18 protein-coding genes and 1 pseudogene are annotated in these 18,917 nt (G+C 58.8%); 12 read left to right on the forward strand and 7 right to left on the reverse strand.

Features of this window, described 5'->3' with window-relative positions:
• Window positions 1-51 precede the first annotated feature (51 nt).
• The 3 genes from FHT71_RS01565 to FHT71_RS01575 form a co-directional block, all read right to left on the reverse strand.
• Window positions 52-1,977, reverse strand: coding sequence for a nucleoside-diphosphate sugar epimerase/dehydratase (locus tag FHT71_RS01565; protein ID WP_132588031.1), 1,926 nt, complete (start codon window positions 1,975-1,977; stop codon window positions 52-54).
• Between the two features lie 6 nt (window positions 1,978-1,983).
• Window positions 1,984-3,165 carry an O-antigen ligase family protein gene (locus FHT71_RS01570; RefSeq protein ID WP_245505392.1) on the reverse strand — a complete coding sequence of 394 codons (1,182 nt, stop codon included), beginning with the start codon at window positions 3,163-3,165 and terminating at the stop codon, window positions 1,984-1,986.
• Between the two features lie 185 nt (window positions 3,166-3,350).
• The gene (locus FHT71_RS01575) at window positions 3,351-4,130 is read right to left on the reverse strand and encodes a glycosyltransferase family 25 protein (protein WP_165933026.1); all 780 of its coding nucleotides are present in this window, start codon (window positions 4,128-4,130) and stop codon (window positions 3,351-3,353) included.
• Window positions 4,131-4,620: 490 nt separating this feature from the next.
• On the opposite strand from FHT71_RS01575, the gene FHT71_RS01580 reads away from it, so the two are divergent.
• The 3 genes from FHT71_RS01580 (at window position 4,621) to FHT71_RS01590 (ending at window position 6,991) form a co-directional block, all read left to right on the forward strand.
• Window positions 4,621-5,394, forward strand: a complete 774-nt coding sequence (locus FHT71_RS01580) for a DeoR/GlpR family DNA-binding transcription regulator (RefSeq protein WP_007801638.1) — start codon at window positions 4,621-4,623, stop codon at window positions 5,392-5,394.
• Between the two features lie 52 nt (window positions 5,395-5,446).
• Window positions 5,447-5,905, forward strand: a complete 459-nt coding sequence (locus FHT71_RS01585; protein ID WP_132588029.1) for a YbaK/EbsC family protein — start codon at window positions 5,447-5,449, stop codon at window positions 5,903-5,905.
• A 90-nt stretch (window positions 5,906-5,995) separates the two neighbouring features.
• The gene (locus tag FHT71_RS01590; protein WP_132588028.1) at window positions 5,996-6,991 is read left to right on the forward strand and encodes a Tim44 domain-containing protein; all 996 of its coding nucleotides are present in this window, start codon (window positions 5,996-5,998) and stop codon (window positions 6,989-6,991) included.
• Between the two features lie 19 nt (window positions 6,992-7,010).
• On the opposite strand, the gene FHT71_RS01595 is transcribed toward FHT71_RS01590, so the two are convergent.
• The gene (locus FHT71_RS01595) at window positions 7,011-7,676 is read right to left on the reverse strand and encodes a J domain-containing protein (protein WP_132588274.1); all 666 of its coding nucleotides are present in this window, start codon (window positions 7,674-7,676) and stop codon (window positions 7,011-7,013) included.
• A 446-nt stretch (window positions 7,677-8,122) separates the two neighbouring features.
• Between FHT71_RS01595 and panC the strand changes: the two genes are divergently transcribed.
• Window positions 8,123-8,998, forward strand: a complete 876-nt coding sequence (gene panC, locus FHT71_RS01600; protein WP_132588027.1) for a pantoate--beta-alanine ligase — start codon at window positions 8,123-8,125, stop codon at window positions 8,996-8,998.
• The gene (gene panB, locus FHT71_RS01605) at window positions 8,998-9,819 is read left to right on the forward strand and encodes a 3-methyl-2-oxobutanoate hydroxymethyltransferase (RefSeq protein ID WP_132588026.1); all 822 of its coding nucleotides are present in this window, start codon (window positions 8,998-9,000) and stop codon (window positions 9,817-9,819) included. The genes panC and panB overlap by 1 nt, the downstream gene beginning before the upstream one ends.
• Window positions 9,820-9,855: 36 nt before the next feature.
• Here panB and FHT71_RS01610 read toward each other — a convergent pair whose 3' ends face one another.
• Window positions 9,856-11,067, reverse strand: coding sequence for a TIGR03862 family flavoprotein (locus tag FHT71_RS01610; protein WP_132588025.1), 1,212 nt, complete (start codon window positions 11,065-11,067; stop codon window positions 9,856-9,858).
• Window positions 11,068-11,266: 199 nt separating this feature from the next.
• On the opposite strand from FHT71_RS01610, the pseudogene FHT71_RS01615 reads away from it, so the two are divergent.
• Window positions 11,267-11,416, forward strand: a pseudogene (locus FHT71_RS01615) (IS630 family transposase); the annotation flags it as partial.
• Between the two features lie 283 nt (window positions 11,417-11,699).
• Here the strand turns inward: FHT71_RS01615 and FHT71_RS01620 are convergent.
• Complete coding sequence (locus FHT71_RS01620; RefSeq protein ID WP_132588024.1) at window positions 11,700-11,903, reverse strand: DUF2735 domain-containing protein; 204 nt, start codon at window positions 11,901-11,903, stop codon at window positions 11,700-11,702.
• Window positions 11,904-12,389: 486 nt separating this feature from the next.
• On the opposite strand from FHT71_RS01620, the gene FHT71_RS01625 reads away from it, so the two are divergent.
• The 6 genes from FHT71_RS01625 (at window position 12,390) to FHT71_RS01645 (ending at window position 18,228) form a co-directional block, all read left to right on the forward strand.
• The gene (locus FHT71_RS01625) at window positions 12,390-13,430 is read left to right on the forward strand and encodes a glutamine synthetase beta-grasp domain-containing protein (RefSeq protein WP_007795602.1); all 1,041 of its coding nucleotides are present in this window, start codon (window positions 12,390-12,392) and stop codon (window positions 13,428-13,430) included.
• Window positions 13,431-13,669: 239 nt separating this feature from the next.
• Entirely contained in the window at window positions 13,670-15,616 is a 1,947-nt protein-coding gene (locus FHT71_RS01630; RefSeq protein WP_132588023.1) for a tetratricopeptide repeat protein, read from the forward strand.
• 125 nt (window positions 15,617-15,741) lie between these two features.
• Window positions 15,742-15,873, forward strand: coding sequence for a hypothetical protein (locus FHT71_RS32115; RefSeq protein ID WP_007795609.1), 132 nt, complete (start codon window positions 15,742-15,744; stop codon window positions 15,871-15,873).
• A gap of 11 nt (window positions 15,874-15,884) precedes the next feature.
• The gene (locus FHT71_RS01635; RefSeq protein ID WP_132588022.1) at window positions 15,885-17,144 is read left to right on the forward strand and encodes a YcaO-like family protein; all 1,260 of its coding nucleotides are present in this window, start codon (window positions 15,885-15,887) and stop codon (window positions 17,142-17,144) included.
• The gene (locus tag FHT71_RS01640) at window positions 17,141-17,887 is read left to right on the forward strand and encodes a TfuA-like protein (RefSeq protein WP_132588021.1); all 747 of its coding nucleotides are present in this window, start codon (window positions 17,141-17,143) and stop codon (window positions 17,885-17,887) included. The genes FHT71_RS01635 and FHT71_RS01640 overlap by 4 nt, the downstream gene beginning before the upstream one ends.
• Before the next feature lie 71 nt (window positions 17,888-17,958).
• Entirely contained in the window at window positions 17,959-18,228 is a 270-nt protein-coding gene (locus tag FHT71_RS01645; protein ID WP_007795619.1) for a hypothetical protein, read from the forward strand.
• 30 nt (window positions 18,229-18,258) lie between these two features.
• Here FHT71_RS01645 and FHT71_RS01650 read toward each other — a convergent pair whose 3' ends face one another.
• A complete protein-coding gene (locus FHT71_RS01650) occupies window positions 18,259-18,651 on the reverse strand; it encodes a helix-turn-helix transcriptional regulator (RefSeq protein WP_007795623.1) in 393 nt (130 codons plus the stop codon).
• Window positions 18,652-18,917 lie beyond the last annotated feature (266 nt).

Raw genomic sequence — 18,917 nt, forward strand, 5'->3', positions numbered from 1 at the left:
CTCAGCTCCGAGCCGACGGCAGGATGCAAGGCAAACCTTTGACGCAGGCTGTCATTGGGCGACGCCTTGGCGAAGGGAGACGAGATCAACCACCCCGTCAAATGGGCGATAGTCCTGTACAAGCTCGCTCAGGATGCGGCGCAATTCCTCGACATCGCCCCCGTCGGCCGCGGAGCCCAGTTGCTGAAGTTTCGGTGACAGGGCCTCCCAGGTGATAAAGCGCTCCCGCGCGCGCATGATCTTGGGATGTTCGGTCGGCTCGGGATTGTCGCCGATCAGCAATTCTTCGTAAAGTTTCTCTCCTGGCCGCAGGCCAGTCGTGACAATGCTGATGTCGCCTGACGGATTTCGCTCATCTTTGAGGGTCAGGCCGGATAGCTCTACCATACGCCGGGCAAGGTCGATGATTTTGACGGGTTCACCCATGTCGAGGACGAAGACGTCGCCTCCCTTGGCCATGGAGCCTGCCTGTATAACGAGCTCCGTTGCCTCCGGCACCGTCATGAAGAAGCGAATGATGTCGGGATGCGTCAGGGTAATGGGGCCGCCTTGGCGAATTTGCTGGCGGAACAAGGGGACAACCGAGCCAGATGATCCCAATACGTTGCCAAACCGCACCATGGTCAGGACGGTTGTGGCGCCCTCTGCCGCCAATCCCTGAAGTGCCATTTCCGCCAGTCGCTTGGTAGCGCCCATGACGTTGGTCGGCCTGACCGCCTTGTCTGTGCTGATCAGTATGAATCTTTCCGCGCCGGTATTGATCGCCGCTCGCGCAACCGCAGCAGTGCCAAAGACATTCGTTTTGACCCCTTCTACGGGGTTCTTTTCCACCAGCGGCACATGTTTGTACGCTGCAGCGTGATAGACGGTGTTTGGCCGCCAGGTCTCCATGATTTTCTCGATACGAAGCTCGTCGCAAACGCTTGCAAGCAGGGGCACGATCTGCAGCCCGGTATCCGTGTTGCTACCCAGCAGTTCGTTCTCTAAGGCGTAAAGCCCATATTCGTTCTGGTCGAGGATCAGCAATGCCGCCGGCTTCAGCCGCGCCAGTCCGCGGCACAGTTCGCTGCCGATCGATCCGGCAGCGCCTGTCACGAGCACGACCCGACCGCGAATGTTGCGTTCCAGCAGTGCTTGATCTGGCCGAACCGGCGTGCGGCCCAGCAGATCCTCAATATCCAGTTCCTGCAGGTCGGTGAATTCTGCCTGGCCGCCGGCGAGGGCGTTCAGGTCGGGGACAGTACGAACGGCAACGCGTGCTCCACGAAGCTGCTCCAGGATTTCATTGCGGCGGGACCGATCGATCTTCGGAAGCGCCAGGAGGATCGTGCGCACGTTCAGCCGCGCGCTCAATTCCACGATTTTCTCTGGATCGTAAACCACAACGCCGCCGATGAGGCTTCCATGCAAGCTCTTGTCATCGTCGAGATAGCCGACAACCTTGAAATCAGCACTGCCGCTGAGCGCGCCAGCGACCTGCCTGCCTCCGGATCCAGCACCATAGATGAGCATGTTCGTCTGCGTGTTCTGTCGCAGGATCCGCTTGTAGGCCTCACTCAGGAAATATCTCGCCATGAAGCGGGACAGGCCGATCGCCAGCAGCAGCAACAACGGCTGCATGATGCCGATCGTGCGTGGTATTCCCGGGAAGCTGATGGCGGTAAAAATGGCCATGAATGCAAGGCCATAAATTGTTATGGCCTTGATTACCGTGATGAACGCCGACCAACCGAGGAAACGGAAGATTGCCCGGTAAAGACCCATTGTGATGAAGATCGGCAGGGCAATCACGAGTGACACAGGGATTGTTGCAAGCTGCATCCCGGTGAGCGTCACCCAATCATTCAAGCGAAAGCAAAAGGCGAGCCAGATGGTCAAGATGCAAAGGCATGAATCGACAAGCAGGGCCAAAACACGCTTCGCAGGCCGTGGCAAATCGAGAATGCTTCGAACGTACCTGTCGGAAACCGCCCGCATCTGCCCCTATCCCTGCACGCGGACGGGAACTGCGTTAGGCAAATCGGCAGTGTGCAAAGGAACGTCACTGCTGTGGGCAACGGAGCCTGAACGCAGTCTTATCGAACAGGCAAAACATGTGGCCGCAAACAGCAGGGCGTAGGATTCGCCCAGGGCAAGCCGGTTGTTCGAATTGCTGAGGATAGTGAAGGCGAAGTAGACCGCAAACGTCAGGTAGCAAGCAAAGGTGCTCTTGCTGATGATGCCTGCCGAGGAGGCCCGGTAAACACGATAGATGGCCGACACAACGATCAGCGCCAATATCGCCAGACCGGTGAAGCCATAGCGGACGAGGATCTCGAGGTAGCCGTTGTGCATCAGCGTGTAGGTTACACCGCGATAAGGGGTCGTTTGCCAGATGGTGAGCCACGTGTTGCCGTTGCCAAACGCCGGTGCGACGGAGATGACGTCGATTGCATTGGCCCACAGCTGCAGCCGCTCATCCAAGGAGATCGGCGTCTCCGAGGAGGCGATCGCGTCCTGCAGGACGCGTTGCACGGAAACACCACTATCCAATCGATCAACGATCCCCACAACGGAACTAAACGTTGCAGCTCCGAAGTGCGCCACGTTGTCGCGAACCTCGTAAATCCCCCACGACAGGAGCAAAAGGCCGCTCATGGCGGCGGCGAGCACTGTCTTTCGCCGGAGGTAGAAAAGGGTCGCTGCCACCATCAGGCCAAGAGCTGGCAGTAGTGCCAGCCATACGCCCTTGGACTTGGCGCCGTAAATGTTGAGAATCGCCAGGCCGATCACCATCACGGCAATCGCTGAGACAACTGCCTTGGTGCGCGCTGAGCTGCCAATCTCCCATTGATGCAGGGCCCAGTAAAACGCCCCGATGAAGATAAAGCCACATCCGACCGCGCCGTGAATAGAATTATGATGGAAAGCAGGGGAGATCCGCTCTCCCGCCAAGATCGTCGATAGCGGCGTCGAGATGATCAGGAGGACAAGCGCGCCGCAGAAGAAAGCCAGCAAAATTGGCTTGATGAGGTTCCAGCTCGTATGCAGCGCCACGCCCATCGCAGGAAAAAAGATCGCAAAAGCGTAGAGCCACTCCGACGCGCCTCTTTCACCGTCTACGATCAACCCGAAGAGAAACCTGAACAAAGCTAAGAAACCCCAAGCCACGCAGACGATCGCCAACCAGTCGGTCAGCGATGCGCGCAGAGGGACCTTACGAAGCATAAGGGTCAAGGCCATGAGCAGGATGGCAGCATATCGATAGACGTCGCTCTCTATCAACGTGACTGACATCATCCCTAGCCATAGTATGGCGATGACGAAGTCGAGGGTTGCCGGCTTCGTCTGGCTGCGAGGTACAGATACTGTCATGAGAGTGCATACCTTATCCGGCGCGCATACTCGATCAAGCGAAGAAAATGCGTTCCGATCTTGCGGGCGCCTCGCAATTTCACGGCACGGTACTGAGCCCTGTTGGCAATCTGGCTCACAGCTGAGCGTTCGGATAGTTCGACGATATTCTGCCGAACGGTATAGATATTAACGCCAGTCTTCCATCCGCGCTCAAGGGTCATATCGAAGGGGAATTCGATATCGCCCGCGCTTTCAAGCAGCTTTCGGGCGCCTTCGCGCGTGACCAAATAGCACGCCGCTGAACCCTGCGGACCGTGCAAACAGCGCCCAACAGCATCTCCATACTCCGAGATGGCGACTGTCCGACACCACTTTGACCTGTGATTGAGCAACTTTACGACCTCGGCGGACGGGACTGCTCTTAAGATCGCAGCTGCCCTCGGCGTGAAATCCTGACGCAATTCCACGTCATCTTCCATAATGATGGCGTTTTCGTAGCTGCTTGAGAGAAAGGCCTCCAATGCCCTCATATGAGCACGATAGCAACCGTATTCCCCGGGCAACATCTGTCGGCCGTTCCGACGCAGAAATTCTTTCTCGTTAAACCCGGATCTTTGTGCCGCAGGGATTGAACGTCCATCCACACCTGGAACTCTGTCGATCTGCATTCCGGCCAGAGTTGCTTGCGACGAAACCTCCGCCCATCGCTTGGAAGAGCTGTCCATGTTGATCACGTAGGCACCGATCAAACGTTGCAAACGCTTCATCCCTGTTGCCGTGTTCAATTCGAGCATTTGATCCGCGTCACTTGTAGTACTCTTTCGACCCTTGCCTTGCCCTTTGCTTTCGAGGCCTAAGGGAGACTGCAACGGCACAGACCGCTTTCGATGGCTTGAATGGATCATATTTCCGCCCATTCTTATCTACAACAGCTTCTGCGTGTGTATCCACATTTGTGGGCAAAGACCATGCTTCGGCCACAGCAAACTCGAAAGGCCGGGACGCATCCCATGGCAGTTGCAAAATCAACGCGGGTGTCTCCTACATTCGTATTGGCGCTTCTTGCAAGCCCGATGTGCAGCGGGTGCTCAAATTCCCAATAGTTTTGAAGGTTCCTTATCGGCTTTACCGTCGGGTACTCGGTGGTGAAGCTGACAGTGGGGGCACTTAAACCGAAGGTGCTATCTTTCTCTTGAGCCTGATGATCACTCTTTGCGCCCGCCTGAGCCTCTGTTAAGCATTCTAACTCTGCGAAACGAAACGCAAGCGAAAGAGACCGAACTCATGTTCCTGAGCGATCGCCAGACGGAAATAGTCGGGATGGCCAAGTCGAACGGCCGCGTTTTCGTCGAGGAGCTGGCCGCGCATTTCTCTGTTACGCCGCAAACGATCCGCAAGGATCTGAACGACCTCTGCGACGCCCAGATTTTGACGCGCGTTCATGGTGGCGCCACATTTCCAAGCGGCACCGAGAATGTGAAATATGAGGCGAGACGCCAGATCGCAGCGACCGAAAAGCAAGCGATCGGTGTGGCCGCCGCTGGGCTTATCCCAAATAACGCTTCGCTTTTCATCAATATCGGCACCACGACGGAGGCCGTCGGCGAGGCGCTGATGAACCATCATGAGCTGATGGTCATTACCAACAACATCAACGTTGCCAATCGACTGAGGCTGCTTCCTACAATCGAGGTTGTCATAGCCGGCGGGGTCGTGCGCGGCTCTGACGGCGGTATCGTGGGGGAGGCGGCTGTCGATTTCATTCGGCAATTCAAGGTGGACTATGCCGTTATCGGCGCATCGGCGATCGACGAGGACGGAGCACTGCTTGACTATGACTTTCGCGAGGTGAAGGTCGCGCAAGCAATCATCGCGAATGCGCGGCACGTCATTCTGGTGGCCGATTCGACGAAGTTCGAACGCACTGCGCCCGTTCGCATCGCCCAGCTTCCACAAGTACATACCTTCATCACCGATCGGTGCATTACGCCTTCGATCCGTCGCCTGTGTCAGGAAAACAGCGTGAAGTTGATCGAGACTGGATCAGCGCATGGGTAGACACTGGCAATTTAGGGTTCATTCGGTCCTTGTCCTGCGCTAGCTTTCGCGCATGAGTCTAGAAACCGTCCGCGCATTCCTCAGCGCACATGCTCCCGATCTCGAGATCATCGAAACCGCCGAAAGCTCTTCGACCGTGGCGCTGGCCGCGGAGGCGCATGGGGTCGATCCTGCTCAGATCGCCAAGACGATCTGCCTGCGGGTCGGTGAGGAAACGATGCTGGTCGTTGCCGGCGGCCTGGCGCGGCTCGACAACAGGAAGTTCAAGGACACCTTCGGAGGCAAGGGCCGGATGCTTGGGCCGCAGGAGGTTGTGGAGGCTACCAGCCATCCCGTTGGTGGTGTCTGCCCCTTCGGCTTGCCAAGGATTTTGCCGATCTACTGCGATGTTTCGCTGCGGCGATTTGATGAAGTTGTGCCAGCTGCCGGGTCCACCAATTCGGCCGTGCGCATATCGACCGAGCGCTTGGCGCAACTGACAGGGGCGACCTGGGTCGACGTCTGCCAATAAAGATCGGCGCGCCTAAAGCTTCAAACCCGCGAAGCAATCCCTATATAAGCCCCTGACATGCGTTGTTTGTCATGACAGGAGAGAGATTGGATGCCTCGTGCCGTTTCGCGTTTTGCCAAGATTGCGGCGATTGCCGTTGTGACAGGCGCTACCGTATTTGCCTCGATCGGCGAGGCCGATGCGCGCCGCGCCGGCAGCTCCGGATTCGGCAGCCGCGGCACGCGAACGTTCCAGGCGCCGCCTGCCACGAGCACGGCGCCTTCGCCGGCTGCCCCGATTGAGCGCTCGATGACGCCCCGCCAGCAAACCAACGCGCCATACGCCGGTCAGCAGCCACTCGGCACGCAGAGGCCTGGCATTTTCAATGGTTTTGGACGATCGATGATCGGTGGCCTTATCGCTGGTGGCCTGCTTGGCATGTTGCTCGGCCACGGTTTCGGCGGCGGCTTCGGCTTCCTCGGCATGCTGTTGCAGATCGCCCTGATCGCCATTGCGATTTCCTTTGCCATGCGTTTCTTCGCCAATCGCCGCCAGCCGGCCTACGGCGGTCCCAGTCGCCCAACCGCCAGCAACATGGCTTCCGGCGGTAACGCGTCATTCCAGATCCCGTCGATTGGATCGGGGGCAGGTTATCAACAGCGGCAGTCAAACGCGAAACCGAATGACGAGCTCGGCCTAGGTCAGCGCGATCTTGACCGCTTCGAGCAACTGCTGACAGAGGTGCAGACCGCCTATGGCGCCGAAGACTACGGCACGTTGCGCCGCCTAACGACGCCGGAAGCCATGTCCTACCTTGCCGAGGAACTCGGGGAGAATGCGACGAACGGCGTGCGCAACGAAGTGTCGAATGTCAAGCTGCTGCAGGGCGACGTTGCCGAAACCTGGCGGGAGGATGGCACGGAATACGCGACGCTTGCGATGCGCTATTCCTCTATCGACGCGCTCGTCGAGCGGGCGAACGGCAAGCTCGTCAGCGGGGACAACACTCGACCGACAGAAACGACGGAAGTCTGGACTTTCGTGCGCAGGGGAGGGGACGATTGGAAGCTCGCCGCAATCCAGGGCACAGAGCAGCGCGCCGCGTAACCCACGCGGCGAACGCCCTTCAACCCTCTTGAGCAGCGGGGACGACCCAAAGTGGCCGGTCGTCACGCTTGTTGCGCAAGGCCGGCGCTGACTGATCCTCGACGGCGAGGCCCTCCTCGCCTTCCTGAACATCCACTTCATAAGTGTAGTCGTAGAGCATTTCGCATGCTCGCTCGCTGGCCTTGATCTTGGCTTCGGTTTCGCCGATCGCTGTCGAAATTGCCTTGATACGGGCACGCAGCATGGAGCCAAGAATGTCGGTCGCCGGTCGCTTTTCCAGCCTTTCCAGATGATGCTCGATGCGTGAGGCATGGCGCTCGAGTTCGCGTTTGCTAAAACGCGCCTTGCGCATTTCCTCCGACAGGTCAGATCGCATGCGGGTGAGCGGATCAAACGTGCCGGGCTCGCGCTCGTCCAAGGTCAGCTGATTGACCAACTTTTCGATGACCATAAGGGCTTGCAAGTCGATGGCGTCTGCGAGCTCAACGTCGTAGCCCGTATCATCGAACACCTTCCTGCGGACTGGATCCAACAAGAGCTCGTAAGCCTTCTGCACACGGCTGAATGCCTCCGGATCGCCCCCGGAGTCGGGATGCGTCGCCTTCGCGCGGCGCCGATACGCCGCCTTTACCTGGTCATCGGTCGCATCTCGCCGGACGCCGAGAATCTCATAAGGATTGGTCACCATCCCTCCGTCGCTGTTCGGACATTGCCGTGCCACCCATGAAGGGTATTCGTCCATCGAGGCTTTCTTCTACTATCACTGGGGCAGAGTTTGGACAAAAAGAATAAACAAAGTCGCACGAGGAGATCGCCAGATTGCGCAACGCAGCCGCGTGACGATCGTCGCGAGGATTGGCGCTGCGAAAATTTGTGACCCATGTGCACATGATGTGCGATTCGGTCACTCGGGGTCCCATTGCAGTGGCCTTCGATTCGACACTGATGCACATGGAGCCTGGCAAATATTCCCAATCGCTTCATCGCGGCCGCGCAAATAACGCGTGCCCAGCATACTGCTTAATCGTTATAATCGCGCAGCCCGCGTTGACGGTTTTCGTCAAATCGCGTTCTATCCGCCACCATTTGTCCGGCCGGCTCGGCGGGTCCGACGAATTCGGAGGAGGTTTTATGCGCGTTGTCCGCACGATAGCTGAATTGCGCGATCGGCTTAGCGCCTCTCGGCGCGACGGCAAAGCGATCGGTTTTGTACCCACCATGGGATTCCTGCATATCGGTCACATGGAGTTGGTCGCCCGCGCACGCTCGCAGAACGAGGTGAGCGTGGTCTCGATCTTCGTCAATCCGCTGCAGTTTGGCGCCAATGAGGATCTCGGCAAGTATCCGCGGGATCTGGCGCGCGACAGCGCGATGCTCGAGGCTGCCGGCGTCGACATCCTGTTTGCACCTGAAGAGAGCGAAATGTACCCGCGGCCGATGCTGACGCTCGTTGATGTCCCGGCACTCGGAAATCAACTGGAAGGGGAAGTGCGACCCGGGCATTTCGCAGGTGTGGCGACCGTCGTCACGAAGCTTTTCAATCTCGTGCAGCCCGATCGCGCTTATTTTGGCGAGAAGGACTACCAGCAGGTGGCGCTTATCAAACGGATGGTCGAGGATCTCGCCCAGCCGGTTCGGGTTGTTGCCGTCCCGACGGTGCGCGAGGCCGATGGGCTTGCTTGCTCATCGCGCAATGTCTACCTCAATGAGCGGGAACGGGCCGCGGCCGTGGTCGTGCCGAATGCGCTGGCAGAAGCCGAGCGGCTCTATGCCTTGGGTTGTGATAGCCCCGAGGAAATGGAGGCGGCGCTCACACGGTTCATCGCGGTGGAACCGCTTGCTACGCCCGAAGTGGTCGCCGTACGCCATCCTGAAACGCTGGAGCGCTTGTCTTCGCTGCAATCGGCGCCAGCCCTTGTTGCGCTCTTCGTGCGGATCGGCACGACGCGGCTCCTCGACAACAGGGTGATCGGGATCAAATCAATCAACAATTCGAGGGCGGCATAGTGAGCATCCATGGCAAGCAGAAGCGGCTGACGACAGCAGCGATCCGGGCGATGAAGGGCAACGACCGCATCGTCTGCCTGACAGCCTACACGACGCCAATCGCCCGCCTGCTCGATCAGCACTGCGATCTTCTCCTGGTTGGCGATTCCCTCGGCATGGTGCTGTACGGAATGGAGACGACGGTTGGTGTGACACTCGACATGATGGCTGCTCATGGCGCCGCCGTCATGCGCGGTGTGTCGCATGCCTGCGTCATCGTCGACCTTCCCTTCGGCAGCTACCAGGAGTCGAAAGAACAGGCGTTTCGCAACGCTGTCAGACTGATGCAGGAGACCGGCTGCGATGGCGTCAAACTGGAGGGCGGCGAGGAAATGGCGGAGACGATCGCCTTCCTGACCGCGCGAGGTGTGCCGGTTTTTGCTCACGTCGGGCTGATGCCGCAGTTGGTCAATACGGTCGGCGGTTTCCGGTCGCTCGGACATTCAGACGAGGAGGCGGCAAAGATTCGCCGCGATGCACTGGCGGTCGCAGAAGCTGGCGCTTTCGCTGTCGTTGTCGAGGGAACCGTCGAACCTGTCGCCCGCGACATCACTGCTTCGCTTAGCGTGCCGACCATCGGTATCGGCGCGTCGCCTGCCTGTGACGGGCAGGTACTCGTGTCGGACGACATGTTGGGGCTTTTCAACGACTTTAAGCCGCGCTTCGTCAAGCGCTTTGCCGAATTGAGCCCGCTGGTGTCGCAAGCCGCCCAGGCTTACGCCGAAGAAGTCCGCTCCGGCCAGTTCCCGGCCAAGGAACATACGTTCCAGCCGAAACGGTAGCGTTGGGCAGCTGTGCCGATGCGGGAAATAGCAGACCTAGCGCCGGCCGAGCCAGGCTTCGATTCCGCGGGCCGCTGCCCGGCCGGTGGCAAAGCATGCCGTCAGGAGATAGCCGCCGGTTGGCGCCTCCCAGTCGATCATTTCACCGGCGACGAAGAGGCCGGGCAACGCCTTCAGCATGTAGTTCCGATCAAGCTCGTCCCACTCGATGCCGCCTGCCGAGGAAATCGCCTCGGCGATCGGGCGGGTTCTTCGAAGAGGGATGGGCAAGGCCTTGATCAGACCGGCCAGTTGATGGGGATCGCCGAGATTTGTGGCGCCCGCAAGCTCGCGAAGTAGCGCCGCCTTTACGCCGTCAATGCCGGCAGCCTTCCTGAGTCGGTTCGATAGACTTGCCTTCGGATCCTGTTTTCCAAGTTCACGGGCGATGCGCTCTCGCGTGCGTCCCGGAATTAGATCGACGTAAAGTGTTGCGGCTTCGCCAGCCGTCAAGCTCTCCCTCAATACGGCCGTATGGGCATAGACGAGGCTGCCCTCGATACCATGCCGGGTGATGACGAATTCTCCGGGGATCGTTCCCGCCGACGAGGATGCCGTGACCGATTTGACGGGCTCGCCCGAAAATCGATCTCGCAGATACTCGCTCCAATCGACATCGAAACCGCAATTGGCGGGCTGAAAGTCATCGACTGCGATGCCTTTCTCCCTGAGCCAAGGCAGCCAGCTTCCGTCGGAGCCGAGGCGGGGCCAGCTCTTCCCACCGAGCGAGAGGAGTGCCGCGTCCGGCTGGATCACGTTTACGCCCTTCGGCGTTTCGATGAGGTAGCCCCCGCCAGAGAATCCTATCCACCGGTGCCGGGTCAGGATCTTGACGCCTTGGGTCTCAAGTCTAAGCAGCCAGGCACGAAGAAGCGGTGAAGCTTTCATGGCTATCGGAAACACGCGCCCCGAGGATCCCACGAATGTTTCCGTACCAAGTCTCGCCGCCCAGGCTCTGACATCGGATGGCTTGAAGCTGTCCAGTGCGTCGCGCAAGCGGGCATTTGATGCGCCGAAGCGTGACGCGAAGCGCTCGTAATCCTCGGAATGGGTGATGTTGAGCCCGGACTTGCCGGCAAGGAGAAATTTTCGCGCGACTGTCGGCATGGCCTCGTAGACCGTGACGGCGTGCCCTTCCAACGACAAACTTTCCGCGGCCGTCAGGCCCGCCGGGCCGCCGCCGAAGATCGCGATTTGCTTCCTCACCATCAAAAATCGCCCGGGATCGATATCGAGGACCCCTCATGGCCTGCCCGAGCGCGATGCGCAAGAGTATCTGCTGGAAACGGACCGCGCCGACGGCGCGCGTCGCTTGGCACCTGGGACAGTCCCCTGAACGCGGAATCGGCATTTGGATGACAGTCGCTCTTTGACGTGATTCCCTGCGCCCTTGAATCAGGCGGCAATGATGGCACGTGCAGTGAGCGATGACCTTCGCAGTCGTGTTCTGGCGGCGCAGGCAGGCAGGATGTCGGCGCGATCCGTTGCGTCGCGGTTCGGGATCGGGATTTTTACGGCGATTGCCTGGATCGCACGCGTAGGGCAGGGTCAACTGACTGCGGCAAAACAAGGCCGACTGCTGGCTCCAGACTGGACGCGCATGGAGGCGAAAGGGTCCTATGGCACCAAGGTCGAGTCCAGTGATTTCCGGCCGGGGCAAACCCGGCAAAGCCGAGGAGCAGCATCGGCGGGCAATCGACGCTTCGCCCTTGGACGTCACGGGCAGGTACTTGTAAGCCTCAACTAGAGCGCCGCGTTGGGAGCGGGCGACTTCGCGGGACCCCGGCTAAACTACGTCGCAGTGCTATGCCGTCCGGCGCAGGGTCACGATCAAGAAAAGGTCAATCCACGATGCGGGGCGTGAACTTTGGCTGTGCTGGCTCTGCTGTTTCTTTGATGGCCTCGTCGTGATACCAGCAGCTTTCATAGACCGAAGGGATCATATCCCGTTCAATATCAACTGCCGGGCGACGCTCCGCCGCAGCAAAACGCTTCGCTGGAAACGGGTAAATTGTTGCCGTCTCGTGATGCACACCAATGGCCATAAAGTGCCTCCTTGCTCATCGACGCCCGAGGACGATAACACGACCATAACAGAACTGCACAGTAATTGCGCGATCTGATTGAAAAACATGCACAAGATGTTGGGATTATGGGCATTCGAATCTGCCGGCATTTATATCGGAATCTCAGTTGGTATAAAATATAATCATATGCACAAAAAATAATCGCCTGAGTTGAACTGCGAAAAAAATGTTGCAGCCTTCTCCGGTCGCGTCGGCCGAACTCACGCTCCGCAACTGCCTTCGGCAGCTAACTGCTTGAGTCCGCAGCCAGTTCCACGCTCGGTCATCTCCGTGGAGCAAACTCGGTCAGTCGGCTTGTCGGGCGCTCTCGATTGGCTAGCGACATCATCGCACACAAACTGGCACGCCACGTGCATGTAATTTGGCATCCCTTCGCGGCCTGGTCGCTTCAACGGTCGGTTCGCTTGAGGATTTGCTCACGATTTATGTTTGAGAGACTCGCAAATGACCAAGTATAAGCTCGAGTACATCTGGCTCGATGGGTACACCCCGGTACCAAATCTCCGCGGCAAGACGCAGATCAAGGAATTCGACGCTTTTCCGACACTCGAGCAGCTCCCGCTCTGGGGCTTCGATGGTTCGTCGACGATGCAGGCAGAAGGCCGCAGCTCTGACTGTGTGCTGAAGCCCGTCGCGATTTATCCGGACCCGGCCCGCACGAACGGCGTTCTCGTCATGTGCGAAGTCATGATGCCGGATGGTGTTACCCCGCATCCGTCCAACAGCCGCGCCACCATCCTCGACGACGAGGACGCCTGGTTCGGTTTCGAGCAGGAATACTTCTTCTACGAGAACGGCCGTCCGCTCGGTTTCCCGGAAACCGGCTACCCGGCTCCGCAGGGCCCCTACTACACGGGCGTCGGCTACTCGAACGTCGGCTCGATCGCCCGCGAGATCGTTGAAGAGCACCTTGACCTGTGCCTCGCCGCTGGCATCAACCACGAGGGCATCAACGCCGAAGTGGCCAAGGGTCAGTGGGAGTTCCAGATCTTCGGCAAGGGCTCAAAGAAGGCCGCCGACCAGATCTGGATGGCACGCTACCTCCTGCAGCGCCTCACGGAAAAGTACGGCATCGACATCGAGTATCACTGCAAGCCGCTCGGCGATACCGACTGGAACGGCTCGGGCATGCACTGCAACTTCTCGACCAAGTTCATGCGCGAAGTTGGCGGCAAGGCTTATTTCGAAGCCCTGATGGCGCAGTTCGACAAGAACCTGATGGACCACATCAACGTTTACGGCCCGGACAACGACAAGCGCCTGACCGGCAAGCATGAAACGGCTCCGTGGAACAAGTTCTCCTACGGTGTTGCCGATCGTGGTGCCTCGATCCGTGTTCCGCACTCCTTCGTCAAAAATGATTATCGCGGTTACCTGGAAGATCGTCGCCCGAACTCTCAGGGTTGCCCTTACCAGATCGCTTCGCAGGTTCTAAAGACGATCTCGGAAGTACCGACGGCTGGTTTTGCTTCGGCCGCGGCCTAAGCTAGCGAGTTGCATGCACTGCAAATGGCGTCGATCGAAGGGTCGGCGCCATTTGTTTGTTGGTGACGTCAGCGGACCGAATCACGGCGCAATAGCATTTCAGGCGCGGCACTTTTCCAGTAGGTTGCGTGCCAAAATCATCTACCGGTTGATAAATTCACCCGGACAAGCATAATCCTTTTGCGTTGCCATTGTTTGTCCCTATACTCGCCATCGGATTCTCCAATCGCGAGTTGCTCGTGACAGGCAAACAGAACCGTCTTCTCCGTTTACTGGGAACGCCCGCGCTTTTCGCGCAGGGCAGCGAGATCGTCTTGCCGGAGAAGGCTTACGCGTTGCTCGCTTTTCTGGTAACTGCACCGCAATACGCGATGGAGCGGGAAATCCTGCGGGCGATCCTGTGGCAGTCGGATCAATCCAAACAGCGAGCCGGCAGCCTGCGCCAGCTTCTGGCGCGGATTGATCGCAGCATTCCCGACAGCCTGCCGCGCTTGCTCAAGGCGACGAATGCGCATGTTTCCTTCAACCGTGATGATTGGGACGCAGACGTACTGGTCCTCAGCGATACGGCGGCGCCCTTGCCGCGATCGGCGTGGGAGCTGCTTGGCGGTGATCTTCTCGAGGGGTTCAAGGCGCCGACGATCGAGGCCGAAGAGAGAATTGTCGTCGAGCGTCAGCGCATCGAGCAACGCCGCGAGGCTCATATAATTGCGCTTCTCGAAACGCCAGAGAAACGCACGTCCGACGACATCCTGATGCTTGCAGGCTCGCTGCTTGAGGCGGATCCTGCGAACGAAGTCGCTTGCCGAGCGCTGATGCAACGGCACGTGGACGCCGGTGATCTCGCAGCCGCACGTCAGGTGTATTTGCGCTGCCGCAACGAGCTGAAGGCTGAATACGGTGCGGAGCCGGATGGCCGGACCCTGGCTCTGGCGCAGGAGCTCGGCATCATCACGCCAGCCTCGCTTGCAGGCCCCTTGAAAGAAATACCCGGCAACGTCCCTTCTGACCCAGTGGGTCAGCCGCGGGTCCTCATTCTGCCGCCGGATACGATCTTGTCTGACCCGGTGCTGCAGCGTGTCGGGCGCGCGCTTTTGGAAGAGGTCACGATCGGACTAAGCCAGCAGCGCGGCTTCAAGGTGATTGCTGCGCACACGAGCCTGGAAATCGTCAATCGCAGTCTCGCTGGCGATCCGTTTGTGCCGACGCCGCCCGAGCTGCGGTTTGATTATACCGTCTATGTTACGATCCACGGTCGCGAGGATGACATCTATTCCACGTGCCGACTGACGAAGAATTCGACGGCCGAAGTGCTCTGGGCGATCGACCTGCCGCTTGCCATGCAGAAGGTCAACCAATCCTTCGCTCAGCTTGCCCGACGTATTGTGATGACGCTCGCCGACACCATCGAACGCCGCGAGCTTCTGGATATGACGCATGACGTCAATCCGTCGGCCTACCGCCTGTACCTTGAAGGAAAGCGGCTCGTTTCGAAGACCGATCTTCAGCACCTGCGCCAGGCGCGCAAATGGTTCAAATCAGCGCTCTCCCGCCACGACAGGTTTTCATCGGCTCACGCTGGAATGGCCCGCGTGCTCGGTATGGAGTGGCTTGTGCGCGGGATGAAAGATACGCAATTGCTGGAGGAGGCGGACCGCTCCGCCTGGCTTGCTCGTGACAGCGACCCGAATAGTGGCAGGGCGATGCGCGAATTGGGCTTCGTCGCTCTTTATCGCCGCCGCTTCGACGATAGTCTCGAATTTTTCGCCGAAGCGCAGATGCTGAACCCGAATGACGCCGACATTCTCGCCGATCATGCGGATGCCCTGCTGCATGATGGTCAAAGTGACCGGGCGCTGGAGTTGAGCCTGGCAGCGCTCAAGCTCAATCCGTTGCCACCGGACTATTACTACTGGAATCTCGGCGGTATCCATTTCGTGCAGGAAAACTATGCAAAGGCGATCGAGGTCTTGGATCGCGTCAAGGATCGCCCTGCGACCTCGCGCCTTCTGGCTGCATCCCACGCCAAGAACGGTGACCTGCGAACTGCGTCGCGCTATGCCTCTATCGTGCTCGAGAATTTTCCCGATTTCCGCACCGATGATGTCTGGCAATTCGTGCCGGACCGCAATCCGGATGACACCCGTCAGCTGATTGACGGCCTTCGGATGGCCGGATTGTCTTGAAGCGTTACACCTACGGTGCTTTGGGCGCCGTCCTGGCGCGAATCCTGGTCACGCCGAAATAACGCCAGCCGGCGCATGTTCCTCCTGTCCGCAGCACGATGCTGCTTCTAGCAGGAGATGACACAATGACGACCACCCAGATCAAGCCAGTTGCAGTACGCCTTTCCGCCGCCGCTCAAGCCGTCCTGAAACAGGAAGCCGTGCAGCTTGACACAAACGCCACGGCAAACATTGTTCACGCGCTGAAGTTCCGTTGAGGTCGATGCGAATGTCTGTTCAGACCGCACTCGAGCGCCTGGCGCAAGATCTCAGTCTTTCATCGGCCGGCATCAATAGCTATCACGACCGCTCACTGACGCCTGGGCAGACATTCGCGGCCATCAAACCGCACTTCAAGGAACTTGGCATTACGCGGGTGGGTTTGCTCACTGCGCTCGACCTCGTCGAGATCCCCGTTGCTTTCGCGACGCGGCCAAACAGCTACACGCTTTCAGTTTTTCAGGGAAAAGGCATCGACGAAGAGGCCGCTATGACTTCGGCTGCGATGGAAGCTGTCGAGACGCGCATTGCTGAGATGCAGCCGAGCGACCTGGTGATGGCGACGCTGCACGGAATGAAGGCCGAACATGCGCCGATGATCGACCTTGATTCGGTCGCGCGCTGCGTTCCCTCCGAGATCGGTTCGCAGCCGATCGCCTGGAGCGAAGGTCTGGACATCATGTCCGGCCGCCCTGTGTTCGTGCCCTGGCCGCTCGTCGGTCTCGATCATCGGGGCGTCCGTCCCTGCGGGTTCGAGCAGTCGAGTGATGGTCTGGCATCCGGAAATCGGCCGGCGGAAGCTGTGCTTCACGGGCTTTGCGAGCTGGTTGAACGTGACGCCTGGGCACTGACGCAGTTGCGCCCGCACGAGCAACTGTGTGGCACGCGGATCGATCCGGCGGCCTTCGGCGATCCTGTCCTGGATATTGTCGTAGATCGCATCAGGCGCGCAGGAATGCGTCTCCTGCTGCTCGACATGACGACCGACATTGGCGTCCCCAGTTTTCTGGCAGTTATCATTCCCGGCAATCTTGGGGAGCGTGTGGATACGCGCTGGACCCATGTCTGCGGAGGATGCGGCTGCCACCCCGATCCTATTCGCGCAGCGCTCCGCGCAATCACTGAGGCGGCACAGAGCCGTTTGACCGCGATTGCCGGTAGCCGCGACGACTTTTCTCCGCGTCTTTACCAGAGGCTCGACAACGGCGGCCCGATGGAGGAACTCATCAATCTCTGCGACGAAGCGCCCGTCGCTCCCAAATTTTCTTTCGAAACGGCGCCGCGCAGCATCCAGGAAAATATCAGCCACATTCTCGATCGCCTGAAGGCGAAAGGTATCGATCAGGTGGTGGCCGTGCCGCTTCCCCACCCATGCCTGCCGGTTTCAGTCATCCGCATGATCGTTCCTGGCCTCGAGGTGGATGTCAGCGGCGAATTCATTCAACTCGGGTTGCGCGCCGTCAACGCTATGCAGGGAGCAATGCAATGAAGGTCATCTTCGCAGGCCCGAGCTTTGGCGCCGATATTGGCAGTCTTCGAGACGAGAACCCTTCGATCGACTTTCGCGGGCCGGCCGCGCGTGGTGACATATTGCAGGCCGTGCAGGACGGCGCACGGGCAATTGGGATTGTCGATGGCTACTTCGGGGAAGTGCCCTCGGTATGGCACAAGGAGATCCTCTACGCATTGCAGCACAATGTCGTCGTTGCGGGCGGCGCCAGCATGGGGGCGCTGCGCGCGGCCGAATGCGCAGCGTTCGGCATGGTCGGTCTGGGTTCGATCTACGAGGATTACGCGGAAGGTCGCCTGATTGACGACGAGGCTGTGGCGCTCGTGCACGCGCCCGAAGAATTCGGCTGGCTGCCGCTCTCCATCCCGTGGGTCGATTTTCAGCCGACGATCGACGGGCTGTACCGGCAGGGCGCTCTATCGCTTGCCGAACACAAGATGCTGTTGCTTGCCGGCCGCGCGCTTCATTTTTCGCAGCGTACCTATCCCAAGGTCGTCGAGGGCTGCACTTTCGCCAGTGGGGACCGCGCCAAGTCGATCCTGCGGATGATCCGAGCAGCCAAAATTGAGCGCAAGCGTCAGGATGCCGAACTCGTCCTGCAGTATCTGCAAGACGTGGAGTTTGCCGTTCAGGAGCGTGACTGGGGTTTTGCCGCCACCTCACACTGGGAGCACTTGCGGGCGGAAATCACGGGGGCCGTCACGCCTGTAACGCCCGAGTAACGCCTGACCAGAATGATGGATCTCGTTGAAGCCCGGAAGGCTCATCAGCAGAGAAGGTGAAGGCGGTGGCAATGAACATTCTGACGAGGGATGAGGGAACGGGTAGCGAGTATGCCAGAATATTCCGGTTACTCTCGGCAGCGAAAGATGAAGCCCAGAAGCTCAAGCTGCATAATTTGATGCACTTGACCAACATGGCTCTTCTTCAGGTCGTGATCGATTGGGACGGCATTGACCCCGAACGCGAGCTCGACGTCAATCTCGAAAAGCTGATCGGCAAGAAGACGCAGGTCGCAATGAAAGATGCCAGCGAGAACCTCGTGCTTCTCGACTGTCACTAACGTTCGGACCGTCCAACTCCGACCAGAAAGCTATTGAGCATCGTCCAGTTCCATGCCGGCAATTGCCTGCACGAGCTTTACGATCTTCTTGCGAACCTGTTCGTTCTTGATCGACAGAAACGCGGCGTTAAGCAATACGCCGTCACGGGAGACGACGAATTCCTCGCTGGGCGTGGGATTGTCGTTGGCGGTGCCGGGGTTAACGTCCTCGAAGAAAGATCGGACGTCGACATCGAGCGCGCCGGCAATCTCAACCAGCATGCTCGCGGAAACACGGTTGGATCCCTTTTCGTATTTTTGAATCTGTTGAAACGTGACGCCGACCCGATCGCCAAGCTCGGTCTGCGATACCTTCCGCATCAGACGCTTTATGCGGATCGTCTTCCCGACGTGAACATCAACTGCATGGGGTCCATCTTTCATGGTTCTCTCCTTCCAACGCCGGTTGTTGCGCGACTATTATGCTAGCGATCAACCTAACGGAGATAATTGATCGGATCAATTGTGTTGATTCGTTTTTATTTGGCGTCCTGGGCGTGGCACAACGCATTGAAGATGCGGCCATCCGGCAGATTCGTGATTATTGAAACGTCAAATTACTGTTATTGTTGTGATCAACCACAGATCGTGATCGGGTATTCGCTTCAGTTTGATAGGTCGGCATGCCGGCAAAGAAGAACTGGCTGCGA

The sequence above is a fragment of the Rhizobium sp. BK060 genome (assembly GCF_014193145.1).
Taxonomy (GTDB): domain Bacteria; phylum Pseudomonadota; class Alphaproteobacteria; order Rhizobiales; family Rhizobiaceae; genus Rhizobium.